We start from the raw sequence: 17,724 nt of genomic DNA on the forward strand, positions 1-17,724 counted from the left end.
CATCCCCCCTGGGGCGGACAGCCGGTCCCCTGCCGGACGGAACTCAGGGCCGCGGCGTCAGCACCGCGCGCACGATCAGTCCGGCGATCAGCGCCCAGAACGCGGCGCTGATCCCCCCGAGCGACAGGCCGGATGCCGCGATGACGAACGTGACGACCGCCGGCATCCGCTCGGTCGGCTCAGCGACCGCCTGCTGCACGGCCGAGCCGAACGCGGCGAACAGGGCGAGACCGGCGACGGCCGGGATCACCGCGGTCGGCGCCAGCAGCACGAGCGCGGCGAAGGCCGCCGAGAAGCCTCCGAGGACGAGATACGACGCCCCGGTCGAGACGCCGGCCACCCAGCGCCTTGCGGGATCCGGATCCGCCTCGGGGGCGGCGGCCAGCGCCGCGCTGATCGCCGCGAGGTTGATCGCATGGCCGCCGGCCGGAGCACCGATCGCGGTTCCGATGCCGGTGACGAACATCGCCGGCCGCCATGGCACGTCGTATCCGAAGCTGCGCATGATCGCCACGCCTGGCACGTTCTGCGAGGCCATCGTGACGACGAACAGCGGCAGGGCGATGCCGACGAGCGCCCCGACGGTGAGGGTGGGTGCGGTGAACTCCAGGTGCGGGAGCAGCAGCAGCGGATCGACGGAGGCCCCGGTGCGGAACAGATCGACGGCGACGACCACGGCCGCAGCCACGAACGCCAGCGGTACGGCCCATCGCGGCGCGAGCCGCGCGAACACGAGCCACGTGAGCACAACCGGCAGCACGCCCCACGGGTTCTCCGCGATTCCGGTGACGGGCGCCAGGCACAGGGGAAGCAGCACGCCCGCCAGCATGGCCTGCGCGATGGACGCCGGGATCCGTGCGATCAGACGTCCGAAGCCCGGCCAGAGTCCGGCGACGAGGATCAGCGCCGCGACGACGAGGAACGCCCCGACCGCCGCCGGCCACCCGCCTTCGACCGCTCCCGTGGCGGCGAGCAGCGCGGCGCCCGGCGTCGACCAGGCGGAGGTGATCGGCATCCGGTAGCGCCAGGCGAGCACGATGCACGCGATCCCCATCGTGAGGCTCAGCGCCAGCAGGCCGCTCGCGGCCTGACCCGTTGATGCGCCGACGGCGCTGAGTCCGGTGAGCACGACCGCGAACGAGCTCGTGAACCCGACGAGTGCCGTGACGACGCCCGCCGTGATCGGACGCGACATCGAGACGGCGGTTTCGGTCATGGATGCGAGGCTATCGCGGGCTGTCAGCGGACGGCTCCGACCGGCTCACGCCGACGCGCGTCGCAGCCGCCCGACGGTCAGCGCGGCGAGCGCGACCAGCGCCACCGCCGACCACACCAGCGCCAGCGGGCCCGCGGCGATCGCCACGGAGGCTCCGAACGACAGCGCGGCGGTCCACAGCAGTGCATCGGACTGCCAGAGCCAGATCCCGATAGCCGATGCGTCGCCGGCCGGGGTCGGCACCGGCATCATCAACTCGATCGGCAGTGGGCCCTTCGTCGTGTCGTACGCGCGGACCGCCACGAGCACCGCGCCGAAGACGGCTACGACCGCTCCGACGTCGCCGCCGGCTGGGAGAGCGACCGTCGTGGGGATGACGATGGCGCACAGCCATGGCCACGAGAGGTGCAGCAGAAGCATCCGCGCCGGAGGTCGACCATGCAGTGCCGGGCGACCGGCGGCGTCGGCCGCCTCTCGGCTTCCGTCCATCAGCGCGCCGACCGCGAGGAATGCGATCAGTCCGATGCCTATCGCTGCGACCCGGACGGGACCGCCGACCAGGCCAGACAACCAGGCCCACCCCGCACCGGTCAGCCCGAGAGTCACGAGTGCGACCGCGAGTCTCAGCGGCGTTCGGGCCGAGCCGATCGCATCGCGCTGCAGCACGGCGAACATGAGGGGTCGACGCATCGCGATGCGCAGCCGTCGGCCGGACGTCGGGAGGGGGCGCGTCCGGTCGGCTGCCCCGGCGAGATCTCCCGTGGCCGCGAGCACGGACATCGCCTCCCATCGGTTCGCGTGGGTCTCGACGGTCTCGGGAAGCAGCCTGGCGAGCAGCAGCGGCAGCATCGCGACGGCCGCGATCGCCGCGATGCCGAGCGCGACAAGCCCCAGCGGTCCGCCGGACCCGTCCCACAGCGACGCCAGAGCGGATGCCGGAAGCCGCGGCACGCCGGCCAGCACAGCGATCAGATGAGCGCCCAGGACCACGGCGAGCGTCCCGGCGCCTCGTCGGCCGAGCACCTGACCAGCCAGCCAGATCGCGACCGCCGGAAGGGCGAGAAGTGCGCAGCCCGCGACGAATGCGATGCAGCGCTCGACGTGGACGCCGTTCGCGAGCAGGCCGCTGACCGCCAGCACCGCGACCGCTGCGCTGATCAGCATCGTGCCCACGCTCACGCGGGTCAACGTCCTCGCCCAGGCCCGCCGCGGCGAGATGTCTGAGTGACCGAGGACGGCCGCCGCGAACGGAGGCGGCGCGATCGGCCCCCGCACGCGCCCCAGCGCCAGCGCGCCGATCCACAGCAGTCCGCCCAGCGCCCCGACGATGCGGGCGGTCTCGGGGCGGGTCAGCGCGTCGAAGGCCTCCGGCGTCGCCAGTGCCAGGACGATCGTGCGCACGACGGGCACTCCGGCGATGGCGGCGACGAGCAGACCGACGTAGACGAGGTAGGCGGCGTCCGCGCGGGTCGGCCGCCCTGCACGGCTGCGTCGCACTGCGTGAGCCGCGGCGATCCTGCCGCGTTCGCCGGCATCGTCCGTCACGGCGCTTCGCCGACGGTCAGCACATCGGCGCCGATCGCTCGAGCGAGTCTCCCGCTGTGCGTGGCGAGCCCGATTCCGCACCCGGCGGCCATTCGGCGCCGCAGCGCGTCGGCGACGAGGCTGCGGCGGTGGGCGTCCAGCCGTTGCTCCGGCTCATCCAGCAGCAGCACGCGGCAGGGGCGGGCGAACGTGAGTGCGAGCGAGAACAGCTGCAATTGTCCCGACGAGAGCTCGGTCGGGTAACGCGCCGCGAGAGCGGAGATGCCCAGTTCGGCGAGTCCTTCGAGCGCAGTGCGCTCGCCCTCGGACGCGGAATCTCCCCAGGTCGCGCGGACGAAGCGCAACTGTTCGACGAGTGTGAGGTCGCGCGCCATCGCCGGCATCCCGATCATCGCGGCGATGACGGCGCGATGATCCGCACGTCTGATCCGCAGGGGCTCGCCCTCCCAATGGACTTCGCCGGTCGACGGGCGAACGCTGCCTGCGAGCACGCGCAGCAGGGTGGTCTTGCCCGACCCGTTCGGGCCGCGGATGGCCAGTGCGCTGCCCGCCGTGATCGTCGCGGACGTGGTCGGAAGGAGCATCTGCTCGTCGATGCTCACGCCGACCGCGGTCGCCGTGAGCGCTCCCGACGTCACGCCAGTCCTCCGCGCAGCGCGAGCACGACGGCCTGCACCCTGTCCCTGGCGCCGAGCTTCTGCAGGATCCGCGAGACGTGCGTCTTCACCGTCGCCTCGCCGATGTACAGGCGTGCTCCGATCTCGGCGTTGCTGAGCGCCTCGGCCATCAGCGCGAGCACTTCGGCCTCGCGGTCGGTGAAGGGCTCGGCGGGCACGAGGGTCGCGGTCACGGAACGCTCGCGCCCGAACCGCTGCAGCACCCGGCGGGTCACCTCCGGTGCCAGCATCCCGTCGCCCGCGGCCAGCGCCCGCACCGCCGCGACGAGGTCCTCGGGGCCGGCGTTCTTCAGCAGGAACCCGCTGGCGCCGGCATCCAGCGCCGCGAACAGATAGTCGTCGCGGTCGAAGGTCGTCACGATGGCGATCGCGGCCGGCACGTCGGGGTCGGCGATGATCCGTCTGGTGGCCGCTATGCCGTCCATGTCCGGCATCTGGACGTCCATGCAGATGACGTCCGGGAGGAGAGCGGATGCCGCGGAGACCGCCTCCGCGCCCGTGGATGCCTCGCCGACGACGGTGATGTCGGGCTGCGCATCGAGGATCGTCCGGAACCCGGCACGCAGCATGGCGTGGTCGTCCACCAGGAGGACGCGGATCCCGCCGCTCACGCGGATGCCTCAGCGAGCGCCGCGACCAGCGGCACAGTGACGCGGACGCGCCAGCCGCCGCGGTCCCGCGGCCCCGACTCGATGGTTCCTCCGGACGCGGCGGCGCGCTCGCGCATGCCGAGCTGGCCGAGTCCGGCTCTGGTGGTGAGGACGCGGCGGCCGGTGTTGACGACCTCGAGTTCGATTGCGGTGTCCGTGTAGCGCAGCCGGACGTCGGCGGTGGCGCCTGCTCCGGCGTGACGGCGCGCGTTCGTGAGGGACTCCTGGGCGATGCGGTAGAGATTCACGGCAATCATCGGCGGCACAGCGCGCGGCTCGCCGATGACGTCGTAGGTGGTCGGGATGCCGGCTTCCGTCGTCGCCGCGACCAGGTCGGCGATGTCGCCCACCTCGAGCGTGGAGGCGCTGTCCGCGGCATCCTCGTCCGAGGAGCGCAGCGTCTCGAGCAGGTTGTGCAGCTCGGAGATGGCCTCGCGGGCCGACTCCTCGATGCCGGACAGGATGTGCGCGGCCTGATCGGGAGCCGTATCGATCACGACGCGGGCGGCTCCGGCCTGCACTCCCATCACGGAGACGTGGTGCGCGACGACGTCGTGCAGTTCGCGGGCGATGCGCACCCGATCCAGGGCGACGGCCTGCGCCGCGGTGACCTCGCGCTCGCGTTCGAGGTCGGCGGTGCGCTGCTCCAGCGCGGCGCGCTGCATGGCGGCGCCCCAGGCGCGCTCGCCGAAGTAATAGGCGCCGCCGAAGTACAGCACGTTCAGGAGCAGCTGCAGCATCATGAAGGCGATGTAGGGGGACATCGCACCGGCGATGACCTCTTCGTCGCGCGCGATGTCGATCGCGTCCCGATACGTGGTGATGATGAGCCATCCGAACATGCCCGCGATGATCACCGACCGGACGACCATCGCGGCTCGGCGGTTCGTCATCCACGCGCCCACCGTGTACAGCGCGATGAACATCGCCACGTTGCCGGCGTACAGCTCGGGGATCCGGAAGGTCACCGCCGCGAAGTACGCGGCCGAGACGATGATCGCCACCTGAGCCGGCCGGACTCGCCGAAACGCGAGGGGTGCCGCGAGAACGACGAGGTATACGAGTGCGTGCCACAGCGGCGCCTGCTCGTCGCCGTAGATCTCCGAGATCGACGACAGCACGGCACTGACGACGCCGGAGACGAAGACGACTCCGGCCAGGAGGAGGTCGTACCGGCGCTGCTGAGGCGTGACAGGGCGGGTCGGTGCGGGCATGTCACAACCGTACGGAAAAGCGGATGCCGCGGCATCCGCCCTGCGGGGGATCCGTCACGAGAACTTGCTATTGACAAGCATGGTTGTTATTTGCAAGTATCGGTCTCGTCCGAATCGGACGACCGGAAATCGACAAGGGAGTCAGCATGTCCACGAAAGTCTTCGTCAACCTGCCCACCGCCGACCTCGAGCGCAGCAAGGCGTTCTACACGGCACTGGGCTGCGACATCAATCCGCTGTTCACCGATGAGAACGCCGCCTGCATCGTGTGGAGCGACGACGTGTTCTTCATGGTGCTCACGCGCGAGTACTTCGGAACGTTCACCGACAAGCAGGTCGTCGACGCGAAGAGCGCGGCCCAGGTGCTCGTCGCACTGAGCCGCGACTCGCGCGAGGACGTCGACGACGTGCTCGGCAAGGGGCTGGCGGCCGGTGGTATCGAGCCGCGGGACGCGCAGGACTACGGCTTCATGTACTCGCGCGACCTCGAGGACCCGGACGGCAACGTGCTCGAGTTCCTGTACATGGACCCGGCGGCCGCCGAACAGGGCCCGGAGACGTTCATGGCGGAGCAGGGCGCCGAGTCGGCCTGATGGCCGCCCGGAGTTACGGCCAGTACTGCGGCGTGACGACGGCCGTCGAGCTGATCGGCGAGCGGTGGGCCATGCTCATCGTCCGCGATCTGCTCGTCGGCCCTCGCCGGTACACCGATCTCAAGCAGGGGCTGCCGAAGATCCCGACCAACATCCTCTCCACACGGCTCAAGGAGCTGCAGGAGGGCGGGGTCGTGCGTCGCGTGCCGCTGATGAACTGCGGGCTGGTCTATGAGCTGACACCGTACGGGCGCTCGCTCGAGCCGATCCTGCTCGCCCTCGGGCGCTGGGGATTCCAGGCGATGGGCGACCCTGAACCCGGTGACGTCGTCACACCGGACTCGCTCACCATGGCGCTTCGGACGTCGTTCCGGCCCGACCACGCGACGGATGCCGACATCGAGCTGCACCTCGGCGACATCGTGCTGCGCGTGATCGTGGCGGCGGGAGCACTCGCGGTCACGCAGCTCGCACCGCCGGCACCGCCCGTCGGCGGGCGCCTTCCCGAAGGGGAGCCGGATGCCGTGATCGTCGCCGGCCCCGGCATTCGACGCCTGATCGCCGGCGACGTGAGGCCGGCCGAGGCGATCGCGCAGGATCTCGTCGCCGTGGTGCGCGGCGACGAGAGCGCACTGGACGCATTCGCGTCGACATTCCACATCGCACCGCTGGTCACGCAAGGGAGCATGACATGAGCACTGACGGACGCATCATCATCGATCTGTTCACCACACTCGACGGCGTCGCGCAGGCGCCGGGCGGTCCGGAGGAGGACGCATCCGGCGCGTTCCCGTTCGGCGGGTGGCAGGCGCCGCTGGAGAGCGAGGCGGTCGGCCGCAGCGTCGCGGAGGGCATGGAGACCCTCGACGCCCTGCTGCTCGGGCGCCGCACGTACGACATCTTCGCCGGCTACTGGCCCCAGCACACCACGGGGCCGGAGGGCTGGATCGGCCGGCTGTTCGATCGAGTGCCCAAGTATGTCGCATCGAGGGATGCCGACATCCGCCTGGGCTGGCAGGGCAGCTCGCGCGTGGGAGCGGATCTGGCCTCCGAGATCGCGGCCCTGCGGTCGCGGCATCGCGATGTGCACGTGATCGGAAGCATCGACTTCGCTCAGACCCTGCTCGCGCAGAAGCTCTACGACGAGCTGCAGCTCTGGGTCTATCCGGTCGTGCTCGGGCAGGGCAAGAAGGTGTTCCCCGACGGCGCGGTCCCCTCGAACATGAAGCTGCTCAGCGCATCGAGCGGGGACGGCGGGACGCTGCTGCTGCGGTATGCGCCGCTGCCCGGCGATGTGCAGACGGGAACCATGGGGTCGTAGCGCGGCCTCGCAGCGCGCGTACGCGGTGTGATCACGCGAGCAGGCGCTCGATGACCAGCGCGACCCCGTCGTCGTCGTTCGATGCCGGGGCGACCTCGTCCGCGGCATCCCGGACGACGGGCTCGGCGCCGGGCATCGCGACGCCGCGGCCGGCCCAGTGCAGCATCTCGAGATCGTTGAGCGCATCGCCGAACGCGAGGACCTCGGTGCGATCGATGCCGAGGTGCGTGCACAGTTGTGCGAGGCCGGTCGCCTTCGTCACGCCCTCGGCCATCACCTCGACGAACGGTGCGCCGGACAGGGTCGCCTCGAACCCGGTCAGGCCGAGTGCCTGCAGCGCGGCGAAGATCTCGGGAATCGGCACGGACGGATGCCGGATCACGAGTTTCAGGCTCGGGGCGGACAGCACCTCTGCCAGGGGCACTCCGCCCATGGTCGCCGGGTCTCGCTTGTGATCGCTGAGCTGGGCGAGATCGGCATAGCCGTGCTGCGCGACGAACCTCTCGCCGACATCGCGCACGCTCGCGAAGACCAGATCAGGGATGACTTCCCCGAGCGCCTCGGCCAACTGCTGCTGCACGGCCGCGGGGATCTCCTGGGCGAACAGGTGCTCGCCGGTTGCGAGGTGGACGCCGTAGGCGCCGTTGCCGCACAGGGCCCAGTCGGCGAAGCCCGCCCCGGCCGCCACCTGCTGCAGCCCGATCGGCTGACGTGCGGTCACCGGCACGACACGGATTCCGGCAGCGCGCGCGGCATCCAGAGCGGCCCGTGTGCGTGGCGACACCGAGCTGGCGGCGTCGAGCAGCGTGCCGTCCAGGTCGGTCGCGATGAGGCGGATCGCCATGCCGCTCAGGAGAAGATCATCGGAAGATCGTCGTCCTCTTCCACCGAGCCGAAGTCGAGATCGACCACCACGGGAACATGGTCGCTGGGCTGCTCGCCCTTGCGCTCCTCGCGGTGGATGGACGCGCCGGTCACGGCATCCGCCAGGGTGCGGGACCCGAGGATGAAGTCGATGCGGATGCCCTCGTTGCGCGGGAACTTCAGGCGCTGGTAGTCCCAGTACGTGTAGCCCTCGGGGATGAGCGGGCGGACGACGTCGGCGACCCCGGCCTCAGCGAGGGCGAAGAACGCCTGGCGCTCCGGCGGGGAGACATGAGTCGAGACGCCCTCGACGATCGCCGGGTCGCCGTTGTCGGCGTCGAACGGGATGATGTTGAAGTCGCCGACCAGCGCCAGCGGCAGATCCGGGTTCGCGGCGAGTTCGGCGGCGGTGGCGTTCTTGAGCTGCTCCAGCCAGTGCAGCTTGTACGCGTAGTGCGGATCGTCGAGGCTGCGGCCGTTCGGGACGTACAGGCTCCACACCCGCACACCGTCGACCATCACGCCCAGCGCACGAGCCTCCAGTGGGGCATCCGGACCCTCATGACCCTTGGCGAAACCGGGCATCCCGGCGAACGAAGTGCGCACGTCCGTCATGGGCAGGCGGCTGGCGATGGCCACGCCGTTCCACTGATTCAAGCCGTGGACCTCGACGTGATAACCGGCCTCTTCGAACGGCGCGAAGGGGAACTGCTCCGGCTTGCACTTGATCTCCTGGAACGCCAGGACGTCGATGTCCTCGCGGACGGCGAACTCGACGGCGCGGGTGACGCGGGTGCGGATGGAGTTGATGTTCCAGGTGGCCAAGCGCATGAGTCCAGCCTACGGGGCGGGTCGGACAGACGCGTCGTCGCCGGTGCCCTCCGCTCAGCGCTCGGCGGGGTCCGCGGTGCCGACGAGCACGCCGCGCGCGAGCGTGTGGAAATGCCGGTTGAATCCCAGGACCGCCGGCGTCGAACGCGGCTCGATGTCGAGCGTCTCGACGTCGAGAGCATCGACGACGAAGAAGTAGCGGTGGACGCCGGTGCCGGCAGGAGGAGCAGCGCCGATGAAGCGTTCGCTGCGCTGCTCGTTCGGCAGGACGCGGGCACCGCGGGGAAGCGAAGAGGCCGTGCCGTCCCCGCCGGGGAGCGACATGACGCCACGCGGGATGTCGAACGCGGCCCAGTGCCAGAAACCCGATCCGGTCGGGGCATCCGGATCGAAGCAGCTGATCGCGATGCTCCGGGTGCCGGCAGGCGGCTGCGACCACTGCAGCGCCGGCGCGCGATCCTCTCCGCCGCGGGAAGCCGACCAGGCGGATGCCGGCAGCGGTCCTCCCGCGGTGAAATCGGGGCTGGTGAGCTCCAACGGCGCCACGGGGCGCAGCGCGGCGAGCTCGGCATAGGGATCGAACGAGAACATGAGACCTCCGGCATCCTTCGCTTGCCCGCCACGATAGGCGACGCGCGCCGTCGTCGACAGGGCCCGCGTCCTACACTGGATGCCGTGACCCTCGACGCTGACCGCCAGTCCCTGCTCGCCCTCATCACGGATGAGGCGGTGTTCCATGGCGACTTCACTCTGTCCAGCGGCAAGAAGGCGACGTACTACGTCGACATGCGCAAGCTGACCCTCGATCACCGCGCGGCCCCGGCCATCGGCCGCATCATGCTCGATCTGATCGGCGACCTCGACGTCGCAGCCGTCGGCGGCCTGACGCTCGGCGCCGACCCGATCGCGAACTCGGTCATGCATGCATCCGTCGCGACGGATCGCCCCCTGGACGCCTTCGTCGTCCGCAAGGAGCCCAAGGACCACGGCCGCGGCCGCCAGATCGAGGGCGCGGACGTCAAGGGCAAGCGCGTCGTCGTGCTCGAGGACACCTCGACCACCGGCCAGTCCGCGCTCAAGGCCGTCGAGGCTCTGCGCCGCGAAGGCGCCGAGGTCGTCGCGGTGGCCGTGATCGTCGACCGCAAGACCGGTGCCCAGGCCGCGATCGAGGAGGCGGGCCTCGAGTGGCGCGCAGCCTTCGACCTCGACGACCTCGGACTCGACCCGCAGTGACGGCCGGTCGGAGATCTGCGCGGCGTCGGAGAGCCTGCGCGGTGCTGGGCCGACCGAGAGAATTTCTCCGACCGATGAACGCGCCGATGCCGCGCGGAAAGGGAGCCCAGTGACCCGCTACGCCCTCGCCGTCGACGTCGGCGGCACCAAGATGGAGGCCGCACTCGTGGCCGACGACGGCGCCCTTGTGCCGGGAAGCCGCAGCCGCCGGGAGACGGGCCGGGATGCCACCCCCGCGTCGCTCGACGACGCGATCGCGACAGTGATCGCCCATGCGCTCTCCCGACTTCCCGAGGGTGCCGAGCTGGTGGGAGCCGGCATCGGCAGCGCCGGGCCGATCGACCGGAACGCGGGCCAGATCCTCCCCGTGAACATGCCCGCAGCCCGAGGGTACGGTCTCGCGGATGCGGTGCGCACGACCGCCTCGGGGATCCTCGGCCGCGGGCTGCCGACGGTCTTCGGACACGACGGCGGGGCGCTCGCGCTCGCCGAATCCTGGCTCGGTGCCACCCGTGACGCGCACGCGTCGTTGTCGATCGTCGTCTCGACCGGCGTCGGCGGCGGCTTCGTCGTGAACGGTGCGTACATCGCCGGTGCCACCGGCAACGCCGGTCACCTCGGGCAGGTCCGCCGAGAGGGAGGGCTGACCCTCGAGGAGATCGCCTCAGGGCCCGCCAGCGCCGCGTGGGCGCAGACGCAGGGCTGGACGGGCGCGACCGGTGAGGATCTCGCCAGGGATGCCGCGGCCGGCGACGCCACGGCACGGGCCGCGATCGAGCGCTCGGCGAAGGCGGTCGGAGAAGCGCTGGCGGACGCCGCGACCCTCGTCGACCTCGACATCGTGGCGATCGGCGGCGGGTTCTCGCGGGTCTCCGACGACTACATCGATCTCGTGCAGGCCGCGCTCACCGCGAGCGCCGCGCACGAGTACTCCCGTCGCACTCGCGTGGTGCGCTCCGGTCTCGGCGACGAGGGGCCGCTCATCGGCGCCGGCGCCTTCGTGCTGCGGTAGCTCGCGCTCGGCTCGCACACCCGCCGGACCGGGGGCCGACACGCCAGATGTCGGACGTTCGGCCGCGTTCGGTCCGACACGTGGCGTGTCGGCCCCCAGAATGGGTCAGCCGATCGGCGTCCAGGCGCTGCCGGCCACGGAACTGCGCTCCACCGCATCCAGGACCCGCTGCACATGCAGGGCGTCCGCGAACGACGGGCGCGGCTGCGTCCCCTCGGCGACGGCCTGCACGAAGTCGACGACCTGGTGCGAGAAGCCGTGCTCGTAGCCGAGCATGTGACCGGTCGGCCACCAGGATCCGGTGTACGGATGTCCGGCCTCGGTGACGAGGATGCGGCGGAAACCCTGTTCGAGATCGGGCGAGGTCGCGTCGTAGAACTCCAGCTCGTTCATCCGCTCCATGTCGAACGACAGCGCACCCAGCGACCCCGAGATCTCGAAGCGGAAGGCGTTCTTGCGTCCGGTGCGGAAGCGCGTGGCCTCGAAGGAACCCAGGGCGCCGTTCGCGAACCGGCCGTGGAACAGCGCGACGTCGTCGACGGTGACCGGACCGCGCTCGGTCGACGCGGTACCGGACAGCCCGACGCCCTCGCCGAGCAGCGGCCGCTCGGAGACGATGGTCTCCAGGATCCCCGACACGCTCTCGAGCCGGATCCCGCTGACGTACTCGACCATGTCGATCGCGTGGGCGCCGATGTCGCCGAGCGAGCCTGAGCCCGCCCTGTCCTTCTGCAGCCGCCAGGTGAGGGGCGCCTCGGCATCCGACAGCCAGTCCTGCAGGTACTCGGCGCGGATCTGGCGGATCTCGCCGAGCCTGCCGTCGGCGACCAGCTGCTTGGCGAACACGGCGGCCGGGACCCGGCGGTACGTGAACCCGACCATGGAGCGGATGCCGTCGGCCGCGGCCTCTTCGGCTGCCCGCGTCATCTCCTCCGCCTCGGCGACGGTGTTCGCGAGCGGCTTCTCGCAGATCACGTGCTTGCCGGCGCGCAGCGCGGCCAGTGCGATCTCGGCGTGCGTGTCGCCGGGGGTGACGATGTCGACGACATCCACGTCATCGCGTTCGACCGCGGCGCGCCAATCCGTCGCCGTCTCGGCCCAGCCCCACTGCTCAGCGGCGGCATAGGCCTTCGCGGCATCCCGCCCGACCAGCAGGTGCATCTCGGGCCGGATCGGCAGATCGAAGAACCGCGGGGCGGTCCGCCAGCCCTGAGAATGGGCTGCGCCCATGAATCCATGACCGATCAACGCAACACGCATGGACGTCTGTCTCCTTCGACGGCTTCACTTCAAAAGTTGTTTCTGGCAACATATATCGAGGACGGCGCGATGTCCAGATCAGCGTCGATCGGAAAAGGAGACCTGGTGAGCAATACGCGTTCAGCCCTCATCGTGCGCGGTGGATGGGACGGGCATCAACCCGTCGAGGCGACGGATCTGTTCGTCCCGTTCCTGCGCGAGCAGGGGTTCGAGGTCAGGATCGAGGACGGACCGGCGGTCTACGCCGACGCCGAGACGATGGCCGGTATCGACCTGATCGTGCAGAGCAACACGATGACGACGATCGCATCGGAGGAGGTCAAGGGGCTGCGCGCCGCGATCGAGGCAGGCACCGGCATGGCCGGGTGGCACGGCGGCATCGCCGACTCGTACCGAAACAGCTCGGACTACCTGCAGCTCGTCGGCGGTCAGTTCGCGACGCACCCGAGCCGTCACCCCGACGAGCGCGTGGGCAAGGCGCAGGACAACTACCTGCGGTACACGGTCGAGCTGACCGACCTGGGGCGTTCGCACGAGATCTTGGCCGGCCTCTCGGACTTCGAGCTCGAGACCGAGCAGTACTGGGTGCTGCACGACGACCTCAACGATGTGCTCGCCACGACGACGCACCCGGTCCAGCCGTACCACCCCTGGCACCGGCCCATCGTCTCGCCCGCGGTCTGGACGCGACTGTGGGGCAAGGGGCGCATCTTCGTCGCGACGCCGGGCCACTCGGTCGAAGTTCTGCAGGACGCGAACGTCCGCACGATCGTCGAGCGGGGGATGCTGTGGGCCAGCCGTTGAGCGCCCTGAAGGTCGGGATCATCGGCTGCGGCAACATCGCCGCCCAGTACCTCGACACCTTCTCGCGATTGGACAGCGTCGAACTCGTCGCCGTGGCGGACCTCGTTCCGGAGCGCGCAGCCGAGGTCGCGGCGCGCGTACCAGGGGTCCGGGCGCTGAGCATCGACGAGCTCCTCGACGAGCCGACGATCCGGCTCGTCGTCAATCTGACGATCCCCGCGGCGCACGCCGAGGTCGCGCTGCGCATCATCGCCGCGGGCAAGGAGGTCTACACCGAGAAGCCGCTGACGGCCGATGTCGCGTCGGCATCCGCTGTGCTCGATGCGGCCACCGCGGCGGGTGCCTGGGTGGGCTGCGCGCCGGACACGGTGCTCGGCACCGGCCTGCAGACCGCGCGGAAGGCCGTCGATGACGGTCTGATCGGCACGCCGATCTCGGCCACGGCGACCATGATGACCGCGGGGCATGAACGGTGGCATCCGAACCCGGACTTCTACTATCTCCCGGGTGGCGGACCGCTGCTGGACATGGGGCCGTACTACGTGTCGGCGCTGATCCAGCTGCTGGGACCCGTGACACGCGTCGTGGGAGCGGGCAGCCGGACGCGCGACGAGCGCGTGATCGGATCGGGGCCTCGTGCGGGCGAGCGCATTCCGGTCGAGGTGTACACCCACATCACCGGTGTGCTCACGCACGAGTCCGGGGCGCTGTCGACGCTCGTGATGTCGTTCGACACCGTCGCGACGCGGGCGTCGAACATCGAGGTCCATGGTGAGACGGGGTCGCTGGTGGTCCCCGACCCCAATCGGTTCGACGGCGAGGTGCAGCACAGGGTCCTCGGCGGAGACGCGTGGGAGACGCTTCCGGTCTCGGCCGGATACGTCGGTGCCGGCCGTGGCGTCGGAATCCACGACCGCGCGGTGGCGGGTGCCGACGACGCACGCGCGTCCGGTGCGGTCGGATTCCACACGCTCGACGTCATGCTGTCCGTGCTGCGGGCGGCCGAGGAGGGCACCTCGATCGAGGTCGCGAGCACGTGCGAGCGACCGAGCCCGGTTCCGCTTTCGGAGCTCTGACCCTTCGCTCAGCGAGTCGCTCGCGCCGGCGCGAGCGACTCGCCGGGCTGCATCTCGCACGCCAGCAGGACCGCGGGGGGCTCGGCGTCGGCGTTCTCGATCCGCTCGATGATCGCGTCGACGCCGAGCCTGCCGAGTTCCTCTCCGGGAGTCCGCATGAAGCTCAGCGGAGGGTCGGCCATGCCCGCCATGTTGGCGGACGAGCCGATCGAGATGATGGACATGTCGTCGGGGACGCGGCTGCCCGCATCCCGCAACCCCATCACGATGCCGGGTGCGGCGTGCTCGTTCATCAGCACCAGGGCGGTCAGGTCCGGATGCTCGGCGGCCAGAGTCCGGCCGAGCCGACGTCCGTCCAGTGAGTTCTCGGGGCACGGCACGATCAGCGGTGCGGAGGTGCCCCGCCGGGACATCTCCCTGCGGAAGCACGCACGGGAGCGCTCCGCGGCGCCGTGCCCCTCGAGGTGGAGGTCGCCCCAGTTCCCGGTGATGAACGCGATGCGGCGATGCCCCAGTTCGTCGAGAGCCGCCACGGCCTCGGACATCGACGTCTCGAAATCGACGTCCACGAAAGTGAGGCCAGCGGGGTCGCGCGTGCGGCCGATGAGGACGAAGGGCGTGCTTCCGGGCAGCAGAGCCTGAACCCGTGCGTCCTCCATCTGCACTTCCATGAGCAGCACCCCGTCGACCAGGCCGGTGTTCGCCAGCGCGGCGGCCTCATTCGCGTCGTTGCTGATCGGCCACATCACGAGATTCAAGCCGCGCTCCTGCGCGCGGGCTGCAGCGCTCGTGAAGAACCCCATCACGGATCCGGTCGCCGGTCGCTGCAGCGCCGGATACAGCAGAGCGATGATGTTCGTGCGTCCGCGCGCCAGTGCGGCGCCGACGGGGTTGCGCCGATAGCCGAGTTCCCGCATCGCGGTCTCGACCCGTTCGCGAGTGCCCGCCGAGATCGGCTTCGCCCCGCTGAGGACGAAGGAGACCGTCGCGATCGATACGTTCGCGCGCTTCGCGACGTCATTCATGGTGACCATGGCGCTCCCGTTCGATCCACTTGTTGACAAGAACAACTTATCGATCCATACTCGTTCCCACCGAGAGTTTAAACGCTTTAACGATTGCCGTGACGAGGGCGCACCGAGCCCGTCCGGCACCGTTCGCTGTACCCCGCATCTCACACAAAGGAGTCACCGATGCGCACTCGACGCAAGCTGTTCACTGCCGCCGCCGCTCTGACCGCCGTCCCGCTCGTCCTCGCCGGGTGCAGTGGGGGAGGCGGAGCCTCGGGCGGAGACCCGTCGACGATCACGATCCTCGACTACTACAACAACGAGCCGGACAAGGGGCTCGTCCAGGACCTCCTCGACCAGTGCGCGGCCGAGCTCGATCTCACGATCGAGAGGGAGTCCGTGCCGGGCAAGGACCTCATCCAGAAGGTGCTCCAGCGCGCATCATCGAAGACGCTCCCCGACGTGCTCATGCTCGACAACCCGGACGTTCAGGAGATCGCGGCGAGCGGCGCGCTGGCCCCGCTCAGCGACTTCGACGTCGATACCTCCGGCTACATCGACGGCATCATCGAGGCCGCCACCTACGAGGGCGAGGTCTACGGACTCGCGCCGGCAGTGAACACCCTCGGCCTGTTCTACAACGTCGACACCCTCGAGGCCGCCGGCATCGCCCCGCCCACCACGTGGGCCGAGCTGAAGGATGCCGCTGCGTCCCTGACCGTCGGCGACCAGTACGGCATGGCGTTCTCCGCCATCGCGACGTACGAGGGCTCCTGGCAGTTCCTGCCTTTCATGTGGACCAACGGCGGAGATGAGACCGATCTCCAGACGCCCGAGAACGCCGAAGCGCTGCAGCTCTGGGTGGATCTCGTCGATTCGGGCTCGGCATCCCAGAGCGTCATCAACTGGAGCCAGGGCGATGTGAAGGACCAGTTCGCCGCAGGCAAGGCGGCCATGATGGTCAACGGCCCTTGGAACATCCCTGCTCTGAACGAGACGGACGTGAACTGGGCGAGCGTGCAGCTGCCGGTGAACGAGGCCGGCCAGACTCCGGTCGCCCCGCTCGGCGGTGAGGTCTGGACGGTTCCGCAGACCGGCGACGCCGAGAAGCAGGCCAACGCGGCGAAGTTCGTCGAGTGCATGGGCAGCGACGACATCGCGTTGCAGGCCGGCGAGACCCGCTTCACGGTCCCGACGCGTACCGACGTCATCCCGGAGTTCACCGAGAAGATGCCCGACATGGCCGCGTTCGCGGACCAGGTCGTCAACGCCCGCTCGCGCACCGGCAAGCTCGGCGAGGAATGGCCGACGCAGGCGACCGTGATCTACAACGCGATCCAGCTCGCCCTCACCGGCAAGGCGACACCGGATGTCGCGTTCGAGCAGGCCGCCCAGGGCTGAGTCCGCATCCGATGCGCATACCCCGCGGCAGCGCTCCGTCGCGCCGCGGGGTATCCGGAAGGGAGATCGAGATGACAACGACAGCGATCGCGAAGGCTGCTCCGGCCGCGTCGGCCCCGCCTCCACCGCGTCGGGTCCGCATCCGCCGCGACAGCATCGTCAAGGCCCTGTTCGTGGTGCCGGCCGCGCTCTACATCGTGCTGTTCTTCGGCTACCCCGTGGTCAAGAACCTCACGATGAGCTTCCAGGACTACACGACCAAGACCTTCTTCACGGGTGAAGCACCATGGGTGGGACTGCAGAACTACGTCACCGTGGTCAGCAGCAACCTGTTCTGGCCGGCGCTGGGGAATACGGCGCTCTTCACGATCGGGTCGATCGCCGGCCAGTTCGTGATCGGGCTCGCGCTGGCGGTCTTCTTCCATCGCCGATTCCCGCTGAGCGGGTTCCTGCGGGCGATGCTGCTGCTGCCGTGGCTGCTCCCGCTGATCGTCGCCAGCGCGACATGGCGGTCCATCATGGACCAGGACAGCGGCATCCTGAACGCCTTTCTGGGAAACTTCGGAATCGGCGCCGTCCCCTGGCTGACGAGTCCCGATGTCGCCCTGCTGAGCGTGATCCTGGTGAACATCTGGGTCGGCATCCCGTTCAACGTCACGATCCTGTACGGCGGGCTGCAGGACATCCCGGAGGAGCTGTACGAGGCCGCCTCCCTGGACGGCGCGACCGGGTGGAAGGCGTTCTGGCACATCACTCTTCCGAACCTGCGCCCCGTCATCAACGTCGTGCTCGTGCTCGGCGTCGTCTACACGCTGAAGGTCATCGACATCATCCTCGGCCTCACCAACGGCGGTCCGGCGAACGCGACGCAGACCGTCGCGATCCGTTCGTACCAGACGTCGTTCATCGACTTCGAGTTCGGCGTCGGCGCCGCCTTCAGCAACATCCTGATCCTGATCTCCCTGGTCTTCGCCGTCGTCTACCTGCGCGGAAACCGCAAGGCCGTCGACGAGTAGA

Annotated in this window: 19 protein-coding genes; 9 read left to right on the top strand and 10 right to left on the bottom strand. The window is 69.8% G+C overall.

Annotation, left to right across the window (positions count from 1 at the left end; translation table 11 throughout):
- Positions 1-43 precede the first annotated feature (43 nt).
- Genes ACFCYE_RS03350 through ACFCYE_RS03370 form a run of 5 tightly spaced genes read right to left on the bottom strand, consistent with a single transcriptional unit; the run spans position 44 to position 5,302 of the window.
- Positions 44-1,216, bottom strand: a complete 1,173-nt coding sequence (locus tag ACFCYE_RS03350) for a benzoate/H(+) symporter BenE family transporter (RefSeq protein WP_376176252.1) — start codon at positions 1,214-1,216, stop codon at positions 44-46.
- Positions 1,217-1,261: 45 nt separating this feature from the next.
- The gene (locus tag ACFCYE_RS03355) at positions 1,262-2,761 is read right to left on the bottom strand and encodes a hypothetical protein (protein ID WP_376176253.1); all 1,500 of its coding nucleotides are present in this window, start codon (positions 2,759-2,761) and stop codon (positions 1,262-1,264) included.
- Positions 2,758-3,399: an ATP-binding cassette domain-containing protein gene (locus ACFCYE_RS03360; RefSeq protein ID WP_376176255.1), complete on the bottom strand. Its 642-nt coding sequence runs from the start codon at positions 3,397-3,399 to the stop codon at positions 2,758-2,760. Before ACFCYE_RS03360 ends, ACFCYE_RS03355 begins: the two co-directional genes overlap by 4 nt.
- Entirely contained in the window at positions 3,396-4,049 is a 654-nt protein-coding gene (locus ACFCYE_RS03365; protein ID WP_376176257.1) for a response regulator, read from the bottom strand. The genes ACFCYE_RS03360 and ACFCYE_RS03365 overlap by 4 nt, the downstream gene beginning before the upstream one ends.
- A complete protein-coding gene (locus ACFCYE_RS03370) occupies positions 4,046-5,302 on the bottom strand; it encodes a sensor histidine kinase (RefSeq protein ID WP_376176259.1) in 1,257 nt (418 codons plus the stop codon). Before ACFCYE_RS03370 ends, ACFCYE_RS03365 begins: the two co-directional genes overlap by 4 nt.
- Before the next feature lie 146 nt (positions 5,303-5,448).
- Between ACFCYE_RS03370 and ACFCYE_RS03375 the strand changes: the two genes are divergently transcribed.
- Genes ACFCYE_RS03375 through ACFCYE_RS03385 form a run of 3 tightly spaced genes read left to right on the top strand, consistent with a single transcriptional unit; the run spans position 5,449 to position 7,216 of the window.
- Positions 5,449-5,895, top strand: a complete 447-nt coding sequence (locus tag ACFCYE_RS03375) for a VOC family protein (protein ID WP_376176260.1) — start codon at positions 5,449-5,451, stop codon at positions 5,893-5,895.
- The gene (locus ACFCYE_RS03380; RefSeq protein ID WP_376176262.1) at positions 5,895-6,590 is read left to right on the top strand and encodes a winged helix-turn-helix transcriptional regulator; all 696 of its coding nucleotides are present in this window, start codon (positions 5,895-5,897) and stop codon (positions 6,588-6,590) included. The genes ACFCYE_RS03375 and ACFCYE_RS03380 overlap by 1 nt, the downstream gene beginning before the upstream one ends.
- Positions 6,587-7,216, top strand: a complete 630-nt coding sequence (locus ACFCYE_RS03385; protein WP_376176264.1) for a dihydrofolate reductase family protein — start codon at positions 6,587-6,589, stop codon at positions 7,214-7,216. The genes ACFCYE_RS03380 and ACFCYE_RS03385 overlap by 4 nt, the downstream gene beginning before the upstream one ends.
- A 31-nt stretch (positions 7,217-7,247) precedes the next feature.
- Here ACFCYE_RS03385 and ACFCYE_RS03390 read toward each other — a convergent pair whose 3' ends face one another.
- From ACFCYE_RS03390 to ACFCYE_RS03400, 3 genes are read right to left on the bottom strand one after another with little or no spacing between them, the layout of a single operon-like run.
- Positions 7,248-8,060 carry a Cof-type HAD-IIB family hydrolase gene (locus ACFCYE_RS03390; protein WP_376176265.1) on the bottom strand — a complete coding sequence of 271 codons (813 nt, stop codon included), beginning with the start codon at positions 8,058-8,060 and terminating at the stop codon, positions 7,248-7,250.
- A gap of 5 nt (positions 8,061-8,065) precedes the next feature.
- Positions 8,066-8,911, bottom strand: a complete 846-nt coding sequence (locus tag ACFCYE_RS03395; RefSeq protein WP_376176268.1) for an exodeoxyribonuclease III — start codon at positions 8,909-8,911, stop codon at positions 8,066-8,068.
- Positions 8,912-8,965: 54 nt separating this feature from the next.
- Positions 8,966-9,502 carry a YbhB/YbcL family Raf kinase inhibitor-like protein gene (locus tag ACFCYE_RS03400; RefSeq protein WP_376176271.1) on the bottom strand — a complete coding sequence of 179 codons (537 nt, stop codon included), beginning with the start codon at positions 9,500-9,502 and terminating at the stop codon, positions 8,966-8,968.
- 84 nt (positions 9,503-9,586) lie between these two features.
- Between ACFCYE_RS03400 and pyrE the strand changes: the two genes are divergently transcribed.
- Positions 9,587-10,144, top strand: coding sequence for an orotate phosphoribosyltransferase (gene pyrE / locus ACFCYE_RS03405; RefSeq protein WP_376176273.1), 558 nt, complete (start codon positions 9,587-9,589; stop codon positions 10,142-10,144).
- A 109-nt stretch (positions 10,145-10,253) separates the two neighbouring features.
- Positions 10,254-11,156 (top strand): ROK family protein, encoded by a 903-nt coding sequence (locus tag ACFCYE_RS03410; RefSeq protein WP_376176276.1) that lies wholly within the window; start codon positions 10,254-10,256, stop codon positions 11,154-11,156.
- Positions 11,157-11,261: 105 nt separating this feature from the next.
- Here ACFCYE_RS03410 and ACFCYE_RS03415 read toward each other — a convergent pair whose 3' ends face one another.
- Entirely contained in the window at positions 11,262-12,416 is a 1,155-nt protein-coding gene (locus ACFCYE_RS03415; RefSeq protein ID WP_376176277.1) for a Gfo/Idh/MocA family protein, read from the bottom strand.
- A 69-nt stretch (positions 12,417-12,485) separates the two neighbouring features.
- Between ACFCYE_RS03415 and ACFCYE_RS03420 the strand changes: the two genes are divergently transcribed.
- Positions 12,486-13,220: a ThuA domain-containing protein gene (locus ACFCYE_RS03420; protein WP_376176279.1), complete on the top strand. Its 735-nt coding sequence runs from the start codon at positions 12,486-12,488 to the stop codon at positions 13,218-13,220.
- Positions 13,205-14,296: a Gfo/Idh/MocA family protein gene (locus tag ACFCYE_RS03425; RefSeq protein ID WP_376176281.1), complete on the top strand. Its 1,092-nt coding sequence runs from the start codon at positions 13,205-13,207 to the stop codon at positions 14,294-14,296. Before ACFCYE_RS03420 ends, ACFCYE_RS03425 begins: the two co-directional genes overlap by 16 nt.
- A gap of 8 nt (positions 14,297-14,304) precedes the next feature.
- Here ACFCYE_RS03425 and ACFCYE_RS03430 read toward each other — a convergent pair whose 3' ends face one another.
- Positions 14,305-15,330, bottom strand: a complete 1,026-nt coding sequence (locus ACFCYE_RS03430) for a LacI family DNA-binding transcriptional regulator (protein WP_376176284.1) — start codon at positions 15,328-15,330, stop codon at positions 14,305-14,307.
- 159 nt (positions 15,331-15,489) lie between these two features.
- Between ACFCYE_RS03430 and ACFCYE_RS03435 the strand changes: the two genes are divergently transcribed.
- Positions 15,490-16,707: an extracellular solute-binding protein gene (locus ACFCYE_RS03435; RefSeq protein ID WP_376176287.1), complete on the top strand. Its 1,218-nt coding sequence runs from the start codon at positions 15,490-15,492 to the stop codon at positions 16,705-16,707.
- 71 nt (positions 16,708-16,778) lie between these two features.
- Entirely contained in the window at positions 16,779-17,723 is a 945-nt protein-coding gene (locus tag ACFCYE_RS03440; protein ID WP_376176290.1) for a carbohydrate ABC transporter permease, read from the top strand.
- The last annotated feature ends 1 nt before the right edge of the window (position 17,724 follow it).

This window comes from Microbacterium sp. NPDC056234 (assembly GCF_042267585.1).
Lineage (GTDB): Bacteria > Actinomycetota > Actinomycetes > Actinomycetales > Microbacteriaceae > Microbacterium.

Bases quoted from the DNA above. Each gene is read 5' to 3' on its own strand.
- ACFCYE_RS03420 (WP_376176279.1), top strand. From the start codon at position 12,486: ATGTCCAGATCAGCGTCGATCGGAAAAGGAGACCTGGTGAGCAATACG.
- ACFCYE_RS03385 (WP_376176264.1), top strand. From the start codon at position 6,587: ATGAGCACTGACGGACGCATCATCATCGATCTGTTCACCACACTCGAC.
- ACFCYE_RS03440 (WP_376176290.1), top strand. From the start codon at position 16,779: ATGACAACGACAGCGATCGCGAAGGCTGCTCCGGCCGCGTCGGCCCCG.
- ACFCYE_RS03415 (WP_376176277.1), bottom strand. From the start codon at position 12,416: ATGCGTGTTGCGTTGATCGGTCATGGATTCATGGGCGCAGCCCATTCT.
- ACFCYE_RS03370 (WP_376176259.1), bottom strand. From the start codon at position 5,302: ATGCCCGCACCGACCCGCCCTGTCACGCCTCAGCAGCGCCGGTACGAC.
- ACFCYE_RS03375 (WP_376176260.1), top strand. From the start codon at position 5,449: ATGTCCACGAAAGTCTTCGTCAACCTGCCCACCGCCGACCTCGAGCGC.
- ACFCYE_RS03430 (WP_376176284.1), bottom strand. From the start codon at position 15,330: ATGGTCACCATGAATGACGTCGCGAAGCGCGCGAACGTATCGATCGCG.
- ACFCYE_RS03435 (WP_376176287.1), top strand. From the start codon at position 15,490: ATGCGCACTCGACGCAAGCTGTTCACTGCCGCCGCCGCTCTGACCGCC.
- ACFCYE_RS03400 (WP_376176271.1), bottom strand. From the start codon at position 9,502: ATGTTCTCGTTCGATCCCTATGCCGAGCTCGCCGCGCTGCGCCCCGTG.
- ACFCYE_RS03380 (WP_376176262.1), top strand. From the start codon at position 5,895: ATGGCCGCCCGGAGTTACGGCCAGTACTGCGGCGTGACGACGGCCGTC.
- ACFCYE_RS03395 (WP_376176268.1), bottom strand. From the start codon at position 8,911: ATGCGCTTGGCCACCTGGAACATCAACTCCATCCGCACCCGCGTCACC.
- ACFCYE_RS03350 (WP_376176252.1), bottom strand. From the start codon at position 1,216: ATGACCGAAACCGCCGTCTCGATGTCGCGTCCGATCACGGCGGGCGTC.
- ACFCYE_RS03390 (WP_376176265.1), bottom strand. From the start codon at position 8,060: ATGGCGATCCGCCTCATCGCGACCGACCTGGACGGCACGCTGCTCGAC.